This window comes from Cytobacillus sp. Hm23 (assembly GCF_051842895.1).
GTDB lineage: Bacteria > Bacillota > Bacilli > Bacillales > SM2101 > Nanhaiella.
Map to the genome: position 1 here is coordinate 93,666 of NZ_JBPXRQ010000016.1, position 17,456 is coordinate 111,121.

Sequence of the window (17,456 nt, forward strand, 5' to 3'; positions counted from 1 at the left end):
TAAAGTTATATTGATGTGTTTTTTGCAGCAGTTTCTAAACTTTGTTGCTTTGTTATATTAGACCAAAAAAATGATTTGATAAGATGGCACGAACTCTAGTTGTACACTTGTATACGAAAAAAACTTAATAAGCGAGGTATTACTTCCTCCAAGAATTATTTCTTACAATCTGAAAGTAAATACGCTTTTAAATACATCCATGCTCAGTTAATATTAGGTGTACTTTTTGTTAGAATTAGTTAGTAAATTTTTCGTGGTTATTATCCGAGTATAAAGGTTCTTTCATTAATGTAGAGATATATAAAGCTTCAACACAACGATTTTTTAGTGTAGTAGCAAAATAATTGTTTTTCATTTGGATCGCAGATTAGACAATAATTTTATTAATATGGGGGAAATCTCTAACTTTAGTTACAAAAATGGTGTTGTTTTTCCATACTACATGAATGAATGTTTAAGTCCGATATACATACTATGAATACAGATTTATTAAGTGAGAAAATGGTGAATTTGATCTATAATAACGTTTATATGGTTTTGAGCAAACTATAACAGTATTTTGCATCGTGAAAAGGAGAATATACTAATGAAACAAGTCGTCCCAAAGCCGTTTACTTTTGAAGCAGGAGAACGTGCGGTGTTATTATTGCATGGCTTTACAGGTAATTCTGCTGATGTAAGAATGCTAGGAAGATTTTTAGAAAAGAAAGGCTATACGTGTCATGCACCTATTTATAAAGGGCATGGTGTTCCTCCAGAGGAGCTCGTTCATACTGGGCCAGAGGACTGGTGGCAGGACGTCATGGAAGCCTATCAACACTTAAAAGATAGAGGACATGAAGAAATAGCCGTAGCAGGTCTATCACTTGGGGGGGTATTTTCGTTAAAATTAGGTTACACTGTACCTATAAAAGCAATTGTTCCTATGTGTGCACCGATGTATATTAAAAGTGAAGAGGTCATGTACGAAGGTGTACTTGATTATGCAAGAGAATATAAGAAGTTTGAAGGGAAATCTGTTGAGCAAATTGACATAGAAATGCAGCAGTTTCAGCAAACGCCAATGACGACCTTAAAAGCACTACAGCAGTTAATTGCTGGTGTTAGAGATCAAGTTGATTTAATTTATGCACCAACATTTGTCGTTCAAGCAAGACATGACAACATGATTAATACAGACAGCGCTAATATTATTTATAACCGTGTGGAATCACCAATTAAGGAATTGAAATGGTATGAGGAATCTGGCCATGTGATTACGCTTGATCAAGAGCGGGAGCAGTTGCATGAAGATGTTTATGCCTTTTTAGAAAGCTTAGATTGGAATAGCTAATTATTATTATATAATCGATGAAACAAGCGTGCTCAAAAAAGGAAGGATAGAAGAAATTATTGTATTTCTATGATTTTTACCCATTGCCATGGAGTGTTTAGTATAATATTCCAAACAGGCTGTGTGAAAAATGTTTTAAAAAAGGAGGGGAGATACAATGGATGAAATTCAGCAACATACCGATAAATTGTTATCTTTTATGAAAGAAGAAGCGTATAAGCCATTAACAGTACAAGAATTAGAGGAAGCGTTTGGCATAGAAGATTCATCTGATTTTAAGCAATTTGTCAAAGCGCTTGTCTTAATGGAGGAGCAAGGGCAAGTTGTTAGAACAAGAAGCAATCGCTATGGGCTACCAGAAAAAATGAATCTAGTTCGAGGCACGTTAACAGGTCATGCAAAAGGGTTTGCATTTGTCGTTCCTGATGACAAATCAATAGATGACGTCTTTATTCCACCAAACGAGTTAAAAAATGCAATGCATGGCGATGTCGTGCTTGTTCGCATTAACCCTCATTCTTCTGGCTCAAGAAAAGAAGGGTCAATCGTAAGAATATTAGATCGTGGTATTAAGGAAGCTGTCGGGACATTTGTGGAAAGTAAATATTTTGGGTTTGTTATTCCTGATAATAAAAAAATAGCAAATGACATTTTTATTCCTAAAGGGAAGACTGGTGGTGCAGTTGAAGGACATAAAGTTGTCGTTCGCTTAACTAGCTATCCAGAAGGTAGAATGAGTGCCGAAGGAGAAGTTATAGAAATATTAGGTCATAAGAATGACCCGGGTGTTGATATTCTTTCCATTATTCATAAACATGGACTACCTCAAGAGTTCCCATCTGCAGTAATAGAAGCAGCAAATTCAGTTCCTGATACTATATCAGAAGATGACATTAAAGATAGACGTGATTTACGTGACCAAGTTATTGTGACGATAGATGGAGCGGATGCTAAGGACTTAGATGATGCTGTTATGGTAACTAAACTATCGAATGGTAACTTTAAATTGGGAGTACATATTGCCGATGTCAGTCATTATGTCCAAGAGGGGGCAGACATTGATATTGAGGCGCATGAAAGAGGAACGAGTGTTTATTTAGTTGATCGTGTGATTCCGATGATTCCACATCGACTGTCAAATGGGATTTGTTCCTTGAATCCTCAAGTAGATCGATTGACCTTATCATGTGAAATGGAAATAAATGAAGCTGGTGATGTCGTTCATCATGAAATATTTCAAAGTGTCATAAAAACGACTGAACGAATGACGTATACGGATGTAAACAAAATTTTAACCGATAAGGATGAAGAGTTAAGAGACAAGTATGATTCTTTAGTGCCTATGTTTGAGGATATGGCTGACCTTGCTGAATTGTTACGTAACAAAAGGATGCAACGTGGCGCAATTGATTTTGATTTTAAAGAGGCAAAAGTTCTTGTAAATCGAGAAGGTGCCCCTTATGATGTCGTACTTCGAGAGCGTTCAGTAGCAGAAAGGCTTATTGAAGAGTTTATGTTACTTGCAAATGAAACTGTCGCTGAACATTTTCATTGGATGAATGTACCTTTTATATACCGTATTCACGAGGATCCTAATCCAGAGAAGTTAAATCGCTTTTTAGAGTTCATTACAAACTTTGGCTATGTAGTAAAAGGTACAGCAAATGAAATCCATCCTCGTGCTTTACAGGAGATCATTGAGGCAGTTCAGGGACAGCCAGAAGAGGTTGTTGTATCAACAGTTATGCTACGGTCTATGAAGCAAGCTAAATACGATCCAGAAAGCCTTGGTCATTTTGGGTTATCGACTGATTTTTATACTCATTTTACGTCACCAATTCGTCGTTATCCGGATTTGATCGTTCATAGGTTAATACGTACATATTTAATTAATCGTCAATTAGATGAAAAGGTTCAACAAAATTGGCAGGAGAAACTACCAGAAATTGCTGAGCATTCATCAAGTATGGAACGACGTGCGGTCGACGCTGAACGTGAAACAGATGAACTTAAAAAGACGGAGTTTATGGAAGATAAAATTGGTGAAGAGTTTGATGGAATTATAAGCTCAGTTACTAATTTTGGTGTATTTGTTGAACTACCAAATACAATTGAGGGGCTTGTTCATGTTAGCTATTTAACAGATGACTATTACCGCTATGATGAACGCCATTATGCCATGATTGGTGAACGAACTGGAAATGTATTTCGTATTGGGGATGAAATAGCTGTAAGAGTTATTAACGTAAATAAAGATGAACGTTCAGTAGATTTTGAAGTAGTAGGTATGAAAGGTCGCCGCAAAACTTCAAAAGACGTACCAAAGGTCATCCATGCTGGCAAAGGACGCAAAAAAACGCATTCTTCTCGGAACAAACAGCATGAAAAGAGCGAGCATGATGTAAAGAAAACCAAAAAGAAAAAGAAGTTTTACGAAAATGTCCCTAACGCTAAGCGTAAAAAGAAAAAGAAAAAGCGCTAGTACTTCATAGCTATGAGTAAATTCGTAGCTATGAATTTTTTAGTATTAATAATTAATTGCACAATACGTATAAATATTTGAAAGTTGTATAGAGGAGTTGTTAATATAGTTGCAATCTGAATTGAGCCTCTGTTAAAATATAATATACGTTTATATAGGGGGAACAATTGATGCCACGCGGTCAAGGAAAAGTTATATCACAAAATAAAAAAGCATATCATGATTATTTTATTGAAGAAACATATGAGACTGGCATCGTTCTGCAAGGTACAGAAATAAAATCGATCCGAGCTGGTAGAGTTAATTTAAAGGATGCATTTGCGAGAGTGCAAAATGGAGAGGTATTTCTTCATAATATGCATGTAAGCCCGTATGAGCAGGGGAATCGTTATAATCATGATCCACTTCGTACAAGAAAGCTGTTATTGCATAAGAAAGAAATTAGCAAGCTGATCGGATATACAAAGGAAAATGGTTATGCTATCGTTCCACTTAAGTTATATTTGAAGAATGGCTTTGCAAAAGTATTACTCGGCCTAGGAAAAGGTAAAAAGAAGTACGATAAACGAGAGGATTTAAAGAAGAAAGAAGCAAAACGAGAGGTCGAAAGGGCATTCCGCGATCGTCAGAAGTCATTTTGATTATCCATAAATTGTCAATTGAAAAATAATGAGTATGTGCTATAATAATAAATGTAGTCACGATAACAACATTAATTAACATAACTTAATATATATTGTAGCTTATCTATCCGTTTGTTACTTCCTTAAAGTTGTTCATCCTAAATATTGAACAACATTTTATAATGGGGACGTTACGGATTCGACAGGGATAGTTCGAGCTTAAGTTGCGAGTCGAGGGGATCGGCCTCGTTAAAACGTCAACGCCTATAACTGGCAAAGAAAACAATAACTTCGCTTTAGCTGCTTAAGTCAGCTAGCGGTTCCTCCCTCCATCGCCCATGTGGTAGGGTAAGGAACTCACTTTAAGTGGGCTACGCCGGATTCCACCGTCTGAGGATGAAGGAAGAGAAAAATCAGACTAGCAACTTGGAAGCCTGTCGATAGGCTGAAGAGTCTGTGAAATACTAATATATCGACTACACTCGTAGAAGCTTAAGTGACGATGTTTCTGGACGTGGGTTCGACTCCCACCGTCTCCACCAAATACATACATTTGGTGGTTTTATTTATTTTGTGACATAAAGCATAAGATTTCCTTTTGGAAGCTTTATGCTTTATTTTTTTTTTAGGAAATTTTATGCTTTATTTTTTGTAGAGTGATAAAAAAACTCTGTGTGTGATAAATAATTTAGTATATTTTTCAGTAGTTGCTGTTGATTTTATATCATCAAAAATCCAACAACTACTTTTTTGTTAAGCATAATATACACTCCCATTTTCACTTTATTGTTGTATATATTGGAAGCTGTTCCTAGTTTGAGTCTAGTCATTCAGTGTTTATCATATTTAAACTCCTTGTTTCTACGGAAAAAAATTATTAAATATGATAGTAATGTTATTCAACACAAAGGGCCATATTGTGGAATAACAAGTATTTTTGATTTATCTATTTTATGAATCCATAGTTGTAGACATTTTAGTAGATACAATAATAGAGATAAATAATGCCCTGACTCAAGGTTTTTTTATGGAAAGAACTATAATAGGGTGTCACAATCTAGGAGTGGTGTCTTATCATGTAGGAGGTTTAAAACAACACGCAATTGGTATTTACCTTGTGGGTGCCTTCTCGATCTCCCTCACAAAGAAGAAAAGATCAAGATGAAGGAAAAACCACCGTATAGGTCAAAAAAATTTGACTTGTTTTCTCATCTTTATACACTATTTATAATTTATTGTAGAAGGAGGGGAGGTGTTGAAAAATATTTTTTAATATTCAAACAACTAAGAACCTCTCATACAATAGAATTAATTTATTAGATAATGATAGCATATGTAAACTAAATCTTTCACACTGGATTACCTGTGTTCTCAAAGAGATTAAACAGAATTGAGCATAGGAGATGAGATTCTATGAAATAGTAAAGGGAATAATTATTTAAAACAAATTTATAATGCTTGGTATCCAAGTTGATTAGTGGATAATAACTGAGGACTGTAAGGAACTATTTCAAATCACTAGAACAGCAAAATGATAGTAACGAATTGTTCCAAATGATGACCGTATTTCTTTGAAAATATTGAAGATTAATGGAAGATAACTTATTTTCACAGGGTAACTTAATAATTTGCAAATATTTTTATTCTACACCTATTGAATGTACTATTGATGTAGGAAGGTTTAATTAAAATTCTTAGTATAACTATCTTAATACTCTGTTATTTGATAATTTCAAAGTGTAAACAAGGTAATAAAATGTACTTATTTGTTAACGGTGGTGATTATCAGGTGAACCATTATAACTACCTTAATTCCAATACAATTATATTGTTATTATAAATATAAATATATTAATAATGACATGGGAAGAATGTCGAAAATAGAAGATATATAGTATTTTCTTTCAAAAAAACGCTCCAAAAGTCTTCTTTTTGAAGGTTGAATAAATGGTTCAATATTAATATATTAAATGTAGCTAACCGGATAGCAAAACTTAGTTCTAATACCTGTTTATGGAAAAATATCTAACTATATTACGGAGGGATGTAACATGAACAAGTTTTTTAGAGTTTTATCAACAACAGCATTAGCAGCTACACTCGTATCAAGTGGATTACAACCAATTACTTCCTATGCAGAAGAACAAGAACCGGTAATTAATCAAGAGAACAGTGTGTTCGTTACACCTCTTGCAAAAAATCCCAGTGGTGTTACAAATAAATCACTGATATCTCAACCATCAGCTCCAGTACCGGATTTAGTAGAGATTTTCAAAGGATTCAATGCAATAGAAGAAACATTACCACCAGATACCAAAGGACTACAAAGAGGGGTTACGACTATATCTGGTTCATTGCTAGACTATATTCCTGTAGATGTTTATAATGACGACTTAGTGGCTCACCTGATGACTATCATTTATCCAGACTATGATTTGTTAAATCCTAACTTTAGTGGTGATTTATTCTTTGGGTATATTGATAATGATGGGAATTATAACAGTCTTATATCCAATTTAGGGAATGAGTTACCTGATAAAGATGGAAAAATAGCAACTTTAATGTTAAATCCCGATGTACTTCCTGCAGATGATGATTCCTCTATCATTTTAGATGCTTATTATGAACGCGTCTATGACTCTAAAGTTGACTATAATGGTGGAACCAATGAAATTACTGATTCGAAAACAGCTGGTATAACTAAAGAAAAATCCAAGGAATTTAGTAATACAATTGGTTGGAGCTATGGTTTTGAAGCGGGTTTTGGGGATGTTCTGACGGTATCCACAGAGTTAAGTCAAGAATTGACATCAAGCTTCGGTAGTTCCGTTGCAATTGAGAATTCACATACTGTCGAATACAGTCACACGTTTGGAGAGAGATTTGATGATCCATATGCTTATAATGTATATCACCTAGTTGGTGATTATTGGCTTAGTCCATCAAGTCAATTAGAAAAAATTATTGACTCCATGACAGTAATGGCATTCCATCCAGGAACAGGTGATCTTAAACAGGAATTTTTCAAATTAGGTGGTAGAGTTGGAGAAACAAAATTTTCATATCCAACTGATGATTACCGAGCAATTGAAATTTATGAAAATGGTGTTAGAATTCCAGAACAAAATCTATTAGACCAATTTTCAATAGAAGATTTTACAAATTCAAATTGGAGCAAAAATAACATTGCCATAGGATATAGCTCTGAAACTACTCCTGATGGTGACTCTGCACAAAAATTAACTCAAACTGAGGTTAACGGTGCGGTACAACAGTATGTAGACCTTACTTCAGATGGAAAGAATTTCACATTTGGCGTATGGATGAAAGCTGATGAGCCTCATCAAGCACAGTTAAAGATTCAAAATCGTAATAATACAGAATCAACAGGAGTTAAAGTTGATGTTACAACTGAGTGGCAATATTTCTCAGTGATAACTGATCAACCGTTTTCAACTAATGATGGTGTAACTGTTGTCCTTTGGCCAAGTGCCTATAATGGACCATCAGATTCTGTATATGTTTGGGAACCAAAGTTGATTGAAGAATAATGAAACTACTATTAAATATCATAAAATGGTAGGTAATTTGTAAGATATTTTCTCCCTATTATTGAATAATATATTTTAGTATCCTGAAGGAGTTTCTTCTAAAAGAATAAACACAACCCCGTCAGTGACGGGGTTAATTGTGTTTAAAAAATGTAAACTAGATGGGGTACTAGCAAACAAAAGTGATAATGTGTTTCTCACACTTATAGATACAGAAAAAACCACAGAACCAATCTGTGGTTTTACTTTTTTGGGCCATATTGTTTAATAACAAGTTTTTTCGATTAATTATTTATTAGGTTATAAAAATCGTAGGTAGATTAATTGTTTGCTAACAATATAATGAAAAATAATTAATTCCCATCTACATATAGAAGTTGGATTAGATGAAATCAAAAATAAATGAACATTCTGTTACAAATTTTGAACTCCATAAATTATTCAATAATTTAGATTATTATATTTGAGAAATAGGACATTCACACAATAGTGGATTTCGTTAGCAATATGAGTCTTCCTTGTCCAACGTAATACAATAGCGACAATGAAGGAATTACTTTTAAGTTTTGTAATCTGAGTAAGAATATGAGGTAATAATTAAATCGTTTTGAGAAGAATATAACAAGTATATGAAAAACGTACACATGATTACACCATCTAAGCCGAATTATTAACAAATGACAAATATAATATAGACTGCTAAGGGCTACGTAATAGTTGGGGTGAAGCAATGAAAAACGGATTGATATTTATAATATTACTGGAGGCAGAGATAGAGATAAGAAAGCTTCAGCAAATGATTCTTCAGCATGAGGATGATATTGAAGGGTTTTTTAAACATATAAGAATAATTCAATACAATCTGAACACTGTTACTGCAAATTTGATAGAAAATCATATTAAAGAGTATATTACTGATGCTGTTAAATCTAAGAACAGTGATAATGTTGTTAAAGAAATTTTACATGTTGTGAAACACATAAAATATTCAAACTTCGAAGATAAAATCGGCAAATAAGCCTTGAGCTAAATAGGTGAAGATGCCAAAAACAAACCTTCAAGAAGCTCTATTCATTTCTGCTATACTCCAGCACAACAAAGTTTATCACAGAGTTTATAAATAATTTCATCAGTATATGGTGAAAGGTGTTCCACCGATTTTGTCAAAACAACACAATATGTATAGGAAACTGAGGTTTCGTATTCGTGTGAGATTTTTTGATAATATTATTGATGTCGCTATTAAGTAATGGTCGAGATAAACAATGAGTCGATACCCAAGTAAACTCGTATAAATGTTAACAATTAGAAAAAATTATTTGAGTTATTGACATTTATCGTTTACAATTGTAAACTAACATTATTAACGTTTACAATTGTAAACGATAAGGATGTGAAATATATGTTAACAGAAGATAAATCAAAAATAACTGACGCAGAATGGGAAGTAATGCGGGTAGTTTGGACACTTAATCATGCGACTAGCAAAAATATTAGCGAAGTTTTAGAAGCTAAAAGAGAATGGGCACAAGCTACAACAAAAACATTAATTGGTCGCCTCGTAAAAAAAGGGATGTTAAATACAAAATCTGATGGAAAGCGATATATCTATACGGCTGCCGTTTCAGAAAATGAAAGTCTCAAAACTGTTAGGGAGAGCTTTTTTGAAAATATTTGTAGTAAACAAGTTGGTAATGAACTGGCTTCTATGATCTCAGAGGCAACCTTAAGTTTTGATGACATTGATTTATTAGAAGAAACTTTAGCAAAGAAGAAAGAGGAAGCAGTAGAGGAAGTTGAGTGTAATTGTATTCCAGGTCAATGTCAATGTAAAGGATGTGGATCAAGAGCAAAAAACGCTAATGGGAATTATTGATAGTGAATTTAATAAATCATTTTGTAGAAGAGAAACAAAATAGTTTTGTTAGTTTGGAGAATTCGGTGTTTAGGTAATTAAATGAATATTGTTTAGAAAGGGTGAAACAAATGACTGCAAGAACAATGAACATTGAAGGAATGACTTGTGCATCTTGCGCACAAAGGATTGAAAAAGTAACACAAAAGCTAGACGGTGTTAAAGAATCGAATGTAAACTTAGCTACAGAAAAATTAACAATTGATTTTGATGAGAATTCAATTTCGGTAGAAGACATACAAAACTCTGTCGAGAAGGCAGGGTATAAAGCACTAATAGAAACAGAAAATAAGATTTTTTCAATTACAGGAATGACTTGTGCATCTTGCTCTCAAAGAATCGAAAAAGCAACAAAAAAATTGAATGGTGTTTTAGTATCTAACGTAAATTTAGCAACAGAGAAAATGAGTGTTCAATATGATTCTTCAGTTGTGTCTGCTTCTGACATCATAGATGCAGTCTCTACAGCAGGTTATGAAGCGCATGAAGAACGAGGGTCTTCTGATACTGTTGATGAAGACAAAGAAAAGAAAGAGAAGGAAATTAAAAGTCTTTGGAAGCGTTTTTGGATTTCTGCAAGTTTTGCAGCACCATTACTATACATTGCGATGGGTCATTTAGTAGGAGCACCTCTACCAAAATCCATAGATCCGGCATATAATCCAGAAGCCTTTGCAATAATTCAATTAGTTCTGACGATACCTGTTGTTATAGTAAACAGAAATATTTATCGGGTGGGCTTCAAAACATTGATAGGAAGGCACCCTAATATGGATTCATTAATTGCCATAGGAACGAGTGCAGCAGTGGTATATGGAATTTTTGCTACAGCTATGATTTTTGCAGGAAATGAAAGTTTTGCTAAAGACTTATACTTTGAAACTGCGGCAGTTATTCTAGCATTGATAACATTGGGTAAGTACCTTGAAACATTAACAAAGGGCAAAACATCAGAGGCAATTAAAAAATTAATGGGGCTTGCGCCTAAGACAGCTATTGTCATTAGGAATGGAAAAGAAGTAGAAATATCAATAGATGAAGTGATTGTTGATGATATTGTTATCGTTAAACCAGGTGAAAAGTTACCTGTAGATGGTGTAGTCGTAGAAGGGATGACAGCCATTGATGAGTCAATGTTAACTGGTGAGAGTATACCTGTTGAAAAGAATGTTGGCGATAAAGTCATTGGTGCAAGTATTAATAAAAATGGAACAATACAATATAGAGCAACAAAAGTTGGAAAGGATACAGCACTCGCTCAGATTATTAAGTTAGTAGAAGAAGCACAAGGTTCCAAAGCACCAATTGCTAAAATGGCCGATCTTATTTCTGGATATTTCGTACCTATTGTTATAGGTCTTGCGATTTTATCTGGGCTTGCTTGGTACATCGGTGGTCAAACAGCGCTTTTCGCTTTAACAATCTTTATTTCAGTCCTTGTAATCGCATGTCCTTGTGCTCTAGGGTTAGCCACCCCAACAGCTATTATGATTGGTACAGGTAAAGGTGCAGAAAATGGAGTATTAATTAAGAGTGGAGTAGCTCTTGAATCAACGCATAAATTACAAACTATAGTATTTGACAAAACTGGAACAATCACCGAAGGGAAACCAAAAGTGACGGACATAGTTGTATCGAATGGCATAACAGAGGAAGAACTGTTAGTTTTAGCAGCATCTGCTGAAAAAGGATCGGAACATCCATTAGGTGAAGCTATTGTCAAAGGTGCAGAAGAAAAAGGATTGAGCTTAAAGAAAACAAGTTCTTTTAGTGCGATTCCAGGGCATGGTATAGAGGTTACGGTAGACAATAATAAATTATTACTAGGAAATAGAAAGCTGATGGATGATCGAAAAATTACTTTAGGTTCACTAGCTGATACTTCTGATCATTTAGCTAATGAAGGAAAAACACCTATGTATATTGCCATGAATGATGAAATTGCCGGAATCATTGCTGTAGCAGATACAGTTAAAGAAAATAGTGTAAAAGCTATTGAAAAGCTTCATGAAAAAGGTATTGAAGTAGCTATGATTACTGGTGATAATAAACGAACAGCTGAAGCAATTGCGAAACAAGTAGGCATTGATCGAGTATTAAGTGAAGTATTGCCTGAAGATAAAGCGAGTGAAGTAAAAAAACTTCAGGAAGAAGGAAAGAAAGTGGCAATGGTCGGAGATGGTATAAACGATGCACCAGCTTTAGCTCAGGCTGATGTTGGAATTGCAATAGGCTCAGGTACAGATGTAGCGATGGAATCAGCAGATATTGTTTTAATGCGAAGTGATTTAATGGATGTACCTACAGCGGTTGAATTAAGTCATTCTACCATTAGAAATATTAAACAAAATTTATTCTGGGCTTTCGCCTATAATACAGCAGGTATTCCAGTTGCGATGGGGATTTTATTCCTATTTGGAGGGCCGTTGTTAAGCCCAATGTTTGCAGCAGCTGCAATGAGCTTTAGCTCTGTTTCTGTATTGTTGAATGCTTTACGCTTAAAGAGATTTAAGCCAGCTGTAAGCTGAATTCTTAGTTGAGGGTTAGACATTCTTTTCTTCATTCAGAACGTCCAGTGCGTCTTGAATTTTATATATAAAAAATTATCAATATACAAGGAGAGAGTTATATGAAAACTATTATTTTTAATGTTGAAGGTATGTCATGTAATCATTGTGTAAATTCAATTGAAGGTGGATTTGATGGAATAGCAGGAGTGTGTCATGCAGAAGTGAATTTATCTGGTAAAACGGTGGAAGTTAAGTATGAACCGACAACAGTGGGTGTTGAAAAATTAAAAGAAATAATTGAGGAAGCTGGTTATGAGGTCGTAGCGTAATTAAAAAAGTATATGACTAAATATGGGGAGGTGTTGCATTTTTAACTGGATGTTGCTTCTAATTCTCCTTATATGTCCGCTTATGATGCTATTTATGCATGGTAGTCATAAAGATCATAAACATGGAGATAAAAATCATGGACACCATAAGAATCATAACCATGTAAATGAACATAGTGATAACTTTAATGGAGATAATAGACTAGAAAGCTATAAAGTTAAGCAGTTAGAAGGAGAGATTCAGTATTTAAAAGATCAAAATAAATTACTACAAAAAAAGTAGAGAATTATAATAAAGAAGTTGCCGTACAGGAATAAATAGTTATACCCCCTTGTCCAAAGGGGGTAAATTTTATGGTGATAATAGTATTTATCTATCATAGGTGTATGTTCTGTTAAATTTTCACATTATAATAAAAGAATTAACACTAGGAAGAAATATATATCTAATATTAGGAAATGGCGGGGCTGTGGGAATCCATAAATCTGGTCCCTCAACGGGATATTGAAAATCATTTAGAAAGTCCCCAAAAGCTCCTCTTGAATAGAAAGGATCTTAGTCCAAACATATAAAGGACTACAGAGTCTTTTCTCTAAAAACTATTCATCATGTCCTCGTTATAGTTTTCCATAGCCCCATCTTCTCCATGGCAGCTATCAAACATATCTTTTTGCTCTTGTGTAGACAACTCAGGGTGCATTTCTTGTATATAAGGCTTCATTTGTCCAAAGTTAAAGTTGTCATTACCTTCATCATTTGATTGAGCGAATACATAAGATACGGTTCCTCCTAAGATAATGGTGCTACCTAACAAACTAAATAAAATTTTTTTCATTTTTTCCAACTCCTTTCTTAGATATTTTCATTGTAGATACTGAATATGGAGTTTATATGTTCAAGTTGTGTGGAAGTTATGGAGATTATGTTTTTTCGTAAAGAAGATGATAATATTCATATGAGAGGTGGATTTAATGACTAAAATTCTCGTAGTTGATGATGAACAAGTAATACTAGAAGTGCTGGAAGCTTATTTTGAAAAAGAAGGATGGGATATTTCCTTTGCTTCTAATGGTATCGATGCATTAAAAAAGGTGAAGGAACAGAGTCCAGACCTTATAGTATTAGATTTGATGTTACCTGATATTTCTGGTGAAGAAGTATGTAGGTTGATAAGAAAGGATAGCCATATGCCCATTATCATGCTTACTGCTAAATCAGCTGAAGAAGATTTGATTAATGGAATCGTGATTGGTGCTGATGATTATGTAAAAAAGCCATTTAGTCCTAGAGAAGTTGTTGTAAGAGTTAAAGCGTTATTAAGAAGAACACAGCAAATGACAGATGTGAAGCAAATTAGTTTTAATGATCAAAAGTTGATAATTGATCATGTGAAAAAGGAAGTAAAGCTTAATGCTGACATACTCGCTCTAACTCCAAATGAATATAAAATTCTAATTACGATGGCGAGCTATCCTGGAAGAGTGTACAGTAGGGCAGATTTATTGGAAAAAATACAAGAAGATGGTATCTATTTTGAAGGCTACGAAAGAAGTATTGATACCCATATAAAAAATTTGCGCAAAAAAATTGAAACCGATTCTCGTCACCCTGAATTTATCGTTACTGTGTTCGGAATGGGGTATAAATTTGGAGGAGAAAAGGATGAGATTAACACTTAGGTCAAGGATATTAATGTATCTTTTAGTTGTCTCTTTAAGTGGTGTTTTCATTACAAGCTTTACTATCTTTTTTGGCGTTGAAAATCAATTTGCTGATTATCTTAAAAGAAACAGAGAGGAACGGATAGAAGCGATTAAAAAGGAAGTGCTTCAACAATATGATGAGACGGGTGAGTTAACTAGCGAGCAACTAGGTAATATTATGCATGAGCATGCAATGACGGAAAATTTATACTATAAACTCTTTGATATTAACGGTGATTTATTAATTGATACAACATCAATGCAATCAATGATGAGCATGATGAGTGGGATGAAGTCTTCAATTGATTCTAGTGATTATCGATCAGCTTCATACCAGCTAAAAAAAGATAATAAACTAATTGGTAATTTAACAGTATTCTATCCAGAAAAATTAATGGGTGAGGATTTTATCTTTTTGAAATCAATAAAAAGAAATATTATCTTAGCATTATTAGTTATTGTTGTTCTATCGATTTTATTTAGTTTATTATTTTCAAATCGTTTCACATTAGGGTTTATAAAGTTAAAAGATGCAATTATAGAGTTGCGTAATCATCAATGGCGAACGCGAGTGCCTATTCAGGAATTGACAGATGAAATGAAGCCTCTAGGAGAGTCTTTTAATCAGCTTGCAGAATCTTTAGCAAAAGAGGAATCACTAAGAAAACAATTTACAGCTAATTTTGCACATGAACTAAGAACACCACTAGCAACGTTAAGAAGTCATATCGAAGCCTTTCAAGATGGTATATGGGTACCTGACTCAAAGAGGTTAGAGCAATGTCATGAGGAACTTATGAGGTTAGTTCGTCTAGTTAATGAATTAGAAACATTAATAGCGGCAGAAAATCCACAAATTAGATTAGATAAAACAAAGATTGAGATTGAAAATCTCTTATCTTCTATAAAACATCAATTTAGTCCATTGTTTATGAAAAAAGGGGTGGATTTAAAAATTGAATACCCTGCTGAATCTTTATGGTTTTCAGGAGACCGTGATAAAATCATTCAAATTTTAACTAATATAGTGAATAATGCTCTACAATATACACCACAAGGGAAAACAGTTTCTATTCATTTAGAAGTAAATCATGATCAAATTGTTTTCATAGTTAAAGATGAAGGTGAAGGAATAAGTGAGGAAGACCTCCCTTTCTTATTTGAAAGATTCTATCGAGGTGATAAATCCCGTGACCGAAAAACTGGAGGAGTGGGAATTGGGTTATCAATCGTCAAGGCATTAGTAGAAGCACATCAAGGAGATATTAAAATAACCAGTCAATTAAACGTTGGGACAACTGTAGAAGTACAGTTCCCAATAAAGTAAGTTCAATACCGTCAAGTTTACTTCTTTTGTCTTAAGTGGCCTTTAATTTTCCATCTTTTAAAATAAAAAAGTTAAACCAATATGTCCTAGGAGAGATTTGATATGGATCAAAAATTAACCGAAAAGATTAAGAAGCGTTATAATCGGGTGTCAAGGATATTCGATTCCATGGATAGGATGATAAAGGAGAGTTGGAGGAAAGATTTACTCAAAAATGTAAAAGGAAATGTTCTAGAAGTAGGTGTCGGTACCGGTGCAAATTTTCTATTTTATCCAGACGATATTCATTTGACAGGTATCGATTTTAGTCCAGGTATGCTGAAGCATGCAAGGAATAAGGTTAATACCCTTTCTCTACCTTATCAAGTAACTCTAAATGAAATGGATGCGCAACAGATGGATTTTCCTGACAATACTTTTAATTATGTTATAGCGACTTGTGTTTATTGCTCTGTACCTGATCCTGTAAAAGGGCTAAAAGAGATGGGCAGAGTCTGTAAAAAAGATGGAAAAATTATTATGTTGGAACATATGAGAAGTGAGAATGAAATAGTAGGAAAAATGATGGATATATTAAACCCTATAACAGTTAATACGTGGGGAGCAAATGTTAACCGTAAAACATTAGATAATATAAATAGTGCGGGCTTGTTGATTGAAGAGAAAGATGACTTATTTTATAGCATCATTAGAAAGTTAATAGTAGCACCTATCAAATAAAAGGTAACTTCACGATAAATATTTTTGGTGATTATTCTCTTTTTATTTATGTATAGTGAGTTCATTAAACAGTTAATTAAATATATGTACTAATACAGAAATAGGAGATTAAGCCACTGGACTTAGTCTTTTTTTATTTGTCCTCCTTTCGTTTTTGGTATTAGTGAGTAAACCTACATAACTTCCACATAAGTTGCTCACAAGATCTTTACAAGTATTGCTTATGATAAGAGCAAGTAAAGAAAACAAATTCAAAGATCACACAAAAAAATAGGAGGCGATTAGATGTTTCACTTTACCGTTAATACCGAAAAACCAGTAAGTCAAATACTCAAAGATTTGGAGGAGAATTTATCTAAAGAACAGTTTAGTATTTTATGGAGTTTCAATATTAAAGATAAACTAAATGCTAAAGGTTTAGAATATAATCAAGATTTTTATGTCTTAGAAGTATGCAATCCTTTTGATGCAAAAGAAGTTTTATCAATTACAAATCAAGTAGGATATTTTTTACCATGCAAAATCGTGGTGTACGGGGAGCAAGAAACCAACAAAATAGGGATGGTTAAACCAACCACATTAATGAGTATCTTAGACGATGCCAATCTAGATAGTAAAGCTAATGAAATTGAACAACGTCTAGTTAAGTGTATTGATCGCAGTAAATAAAGAAATGGATTGAGATTTATTAATAAGACAACGATGAGCTCGCGACATGATTTTGTAATTTTGGACTCGGAGGTGGATCATTCATGATGATATTGGGTTTTTTAATCATTGGTTATCTTATTTATTTAGTGGTTAATAATCAACATCCAGTTGCCGAAAATAGAACTCAGTCAGCAACAAACTCAAATGCAATAGAAATTGCAAAGTCTAGGCTGGCAAAAGGAGAAATTTCCTTTGAAGAATTTGAGGAAATCAAGAAAAAGATTCTTTAAGTAAAACCAAAAATAACTTAT

The 17,456-nt window shown here is 33.8% G+C and carries 15 protein-coding genes and 1 other RNA gene; 15 read left to right on the forward strand and 1 reads right to left on the reverse strand.

Going from position 1 to position 17,456, the window contains the following annotated elements:
- The first annotated feature begins 586 nt into the window (after positions 1–586).
- From ACSVDA_RS12520 to ACSVDA_RS12565, 10 genes are all read left to right on the forward strand, one after another.
- Positions 587–1,333 (forward strand): alpha/beta hydrolase, encoded by a 747-nt coding sequence (locus ACSVDA_RS12520; RefSeq protein WP_485883630.1) that lies wholly within the window; start codon positions 587–589, stop codon positions 1,331–1,333.
- A gap of 157 nt (positions 1,334–1,490) precedes the next feature.
- Positions 1,491–3,815 carry a ribonuclease R gene (gene rnr / locus ACSVDA_RS12525; RefSeq protein WP_485883631.1) on the forward strand — a complete coding sequence of 775 codons (2,325 nt, stop codon included), beginning with the start codon at positions 1,491–1,493 and terminating at the stop codon, positions 3,813–3,815.
- Between the two features lie 170 nt (positions 3,816–3,985).
- On the forward strand, positions 3,986–4,456 hold the full coding sequence (gene smpB, locus ACSVDA_RS12530) for an SsrA-binding protein SmpB (RefSeq protein ID WP_214483637.1): 471 nt from the start codon (positions 3,986–3,988) through the stop codon (positions 4,454–4,456).
- A 166-nt stretch (positions 4,457–4,622) separates the two neighbouring features.
- Positions 4,623–4,980: a transfer-messenger RNA gene (gene ssrA / locus ACSVDA_RS12535) on the forward strand.
- Between the two features lie 1,509 nt (positions 4,981–6,489).
- Positions 6,490–7,989, forward strand: coding sequence for a phage head spike fiber domain-containing protein (locus tag ACSVDA_RS12540; RefSeq protein ID WP_485883633.1), 1,500 nt, complete (start codon positions 6,490–6,492; stop codon positions 7,987–7,989).
- Positions 7,990–8,719: 730 nt separating this feature from the next.
- Positions 8,720–9,007, forward strand: coding sequence for a hypothetical protein (locus tag ACSVDA_RS12545; RefSeq protein WP_485883634.1), 288 nt, complete (start codon positions 8,720–8,722; stop codon positions 9,005–9,007).
- 384 nt (positions 9,008–9,391) lie between these two features.
- Positions 9,392–9,865: a CopY/TcrY family copper transport repressor gene (locus ACSVDA_RS12550; RefSeq protein WP_485883636.1), complete on the forward strand. Its 474-nt coding sequence runs from the start codon at positions 9,392–9,394 to the stop codon at positions 9,863–9,865.
- 110 nt (positions 9,866–9,975) lie between these two features.
- A complete protein-coding gene (locus ACSVDA_RS12555; protein ID WP_485883637.1) occupies positions 9,976–12,432 on the forward strand; it encodes a heavy metal translocating P-type ATPase in 2,457 nt (818 codons plus the stop codon).
- Between the two features lie 101 nt (positions 12,433–12,533).
- Positions 12,534–12,743 carry a cation transporter gene (locus ACSVDA_RS12560; RefSeq protein WP_485883639.1) on the forward strand — a complete coding sequence of 70 codons (210 nt, stop codon included), beginning with the start codon at positions 12,534–12,536 and terminating at the stop codon, positions 12,741–12,743.
- Between the two features lie 49 nt (positions 12,744–12,792).
- The gene (locus tag ACSVDA_RS12565; protein WP_485883641.1) at positions 12,793–13,026 is read left to right on the forward strand and encodes a DUF2933 domain-containing protein; all 234 of its coding nucleotides are present in this window, start codon (positions 12,793–12,795) and stop codon (positions 13,024–13,026) included.
- 310 nt (positions 13,027–13,336) lie between these two features.
- Here the strand turns inward: ACSVDA_RS12565 and ACSVDA_RS12570 are convergent, their stop codons facing one another.
- Positions 13,337–13,579, reverse strand: a complete 243-nt coding sequence (locus ACSVDA_RS12570) for a hypothetical protein (RefSeq protein ID WP_485883642.1) — start codon at positions 13,577–13,579, stop codon at positions 13,337–13,339.
- 136 nt (positions 13,580–13,715) lie between these two features.
- Between ACSVDA_RS12570 and ACSVDA_RS12575 the strand changes: the two genes are divergently transcribed.
- The 5 genes from ACSVDA_RS12575 (at position 13,716) to ACSVDA_RS12595 (ending at position 17,435) form a co-directional block, all read left to right on the forward strand.
- The gene (locus ACSVDA_RS12575) at positions 13,716–14,423 is read left to right on the forward strand and encodes a response regulator transcription factor (RefSeq protein ID WP_485883644.1); all 708 of its coding nucleotides are present in this window, start codon (positions 13,716–13,718) and stop codon (positions 14,421–14,423) included.
- Positions 14,407–15,774 carry a sensor histidine kinase gene (locus ACSVDA_RS12580; RefSeq protein WP_485883646.1) on the forward strand — a complete coding sequence of 456 codons (1,368 nt, stop codon included), beginning with the start codon at positions 14,407–14,409 and terminating at the stop codon, positions 15,772–15,774. The genes ACSVDA_RS12575 and ACSVDA_RS12580 overlap by 17 nt, the downstream gene beginning before the upstream one ends.
- Before the next feature lie 102 nt (positions 15,775–15,876).
- Positions 15,877–16,494: a class I SAM-dependent methyltransferase gene (locus ACSVDA_RS12585; RefSeq protein WP_485883648.1), complete on the forward strand. Its 618-nt coding sequence runs from the start codon at positions 15,877–15,879 to the stop codon at positions 16,492–16,494.
- A gap of 285 nt (positions 16,495–16,779) precedes the next feature.
- Positions 16,780–17,163, forward strand: coding sequence for a DUF302 domain-containing protein (locus tag ACSVDA_RS12590; RefSeq protein WP_320259074.1), 384 nt, complete (start codon positions 16,780–16,782; stop codon positions 17,161–17,163).
- 83 nt (positions 17,164–17,246) lie between these two features.
- Positions 17,247–17,435, forward strand: a complete 189-nt coding sequence (locus tag ACSVDA_RS12595) for an SHOCT domain-containing protein (protein ID WP_410624722.1) — start codon at positions 17,247–17,249, stop codon at positions 17,433–17,435.
- Positions 17,436–17,456 lie beyond the last annotated feature (21 nt).

What these genes read in the sequence shown, in the direction of transcription:
- ACSVDA_RS12520 (WP_485883630.1), top strand. Translation starts at nt 587, where the DNA reads ATGAAACAAGTCGTCCCAAAGCCGTTTACTTTTGAAGCAGGAGAACGT.
- rnr (WP_485883631.1), top strand. Translation starts at nt 1,491, where the DNA reads ATGGATGAAATTCAGCAACATACCGATAAATTGTTATCTTTTATGAAA.
- smpB (WP_214483637.1), top strand. Translation starts at nt 3,986, where the DNA reads ATGCCACGCGGTCAAGGAAAAGTTATATCACAAAATAAAAAAGCATAT.
- ACSVDA_RS12540 (WP_485883633.1), top strand. Translation starts at nt 6,490, where the DNA reads ATGAACAAGTTTTTTAGAGTTTTATCAACAACAGCATTAGCAGCTACA.
- ACSVDA_RS12545 (WP_485883634.1), top strand. Translation starts at nt 8,720, where the DNA reads ATGAAAAACGGATTGATATTTATAATATTACTGGAGGCAGAGATAGAG.
- ACSVDA_RS12550 (WP_485883636.1), top strand. Translation starts at nt 9,392, where the DNA reads ATGTTAACAGAAGATAAATCAAAAATAACTGACGCAGAATGGGAAGTA.
- ACSVDA_RS12555 (WP_485883637.1), top strand. Translation starts at nt 9,976, where the DNA reads ATGACTGCAAGAACAATGAACATTGAAGGAATGACTTGTGCATCTTGC.
- ACSVDA_RS12560 (WP_485883639.1), top strand. Translation starts at nt 12,534, where the DNA reads ATGAAAACTATTATTTTTAATGTTGAAGGTATGTCATGTAATCATTGT.
- ACSVDA_RS12565 (WP_485883641.1), top strand. Translation starts at nt 12,793, where the DNA reads ATGTTGCTTCTAATTCTCCTTATATGTCCGCTTATGATGCTATTTATG.
- ACSVDA_RS12570 (WP_485883642.1), bottom strand. Translation starts at nt 13,579, where the DNA reads ATGAAAAAAATTTTATTTAGTTTGTTAGGTAGCACCATTATCTTAGGA.
- ACSVDA_RS12575 (WP_485883644.1), top strand. Translation starts at nt 13,716, where the DNA reads ATGACTAAAATTCTCGTAGTTGATGATGAACAAGTAATACTAGAAGTG.
- ACSVDA_RS12580 (WP_485883646.1), top strand. Translation starts at nt 14,407, where the DNA reads ATGAGATTAACACTTAGGTCAAGGATATTAATGTATCTTTTAGTTGTC.
- ACSVDA_RS12585 (WP_485883648.1), top strand. Translation starts at nt 15,877, where the DNA reads ATGGATCAAAAATTAACCGAAAAGATTAAGAAGCGTTATAATCGGGTG.
- ACSVDA_RS12590 (WP_320259074.1), top strand. Translation starts at nt 16,780, where the DNA reads ATGTTTCACTTTACCGTTAATACCGAAAAACCAGTAAGTCAAATACTC.
- ACSVDA_RS12595 (WP_410624722.1), top strand. Translation starts at nt 17,247, where the DNA reads ATGATGATATTGGGTTTTTTAATCATTGGTTATCTTATTTATTTAGTG.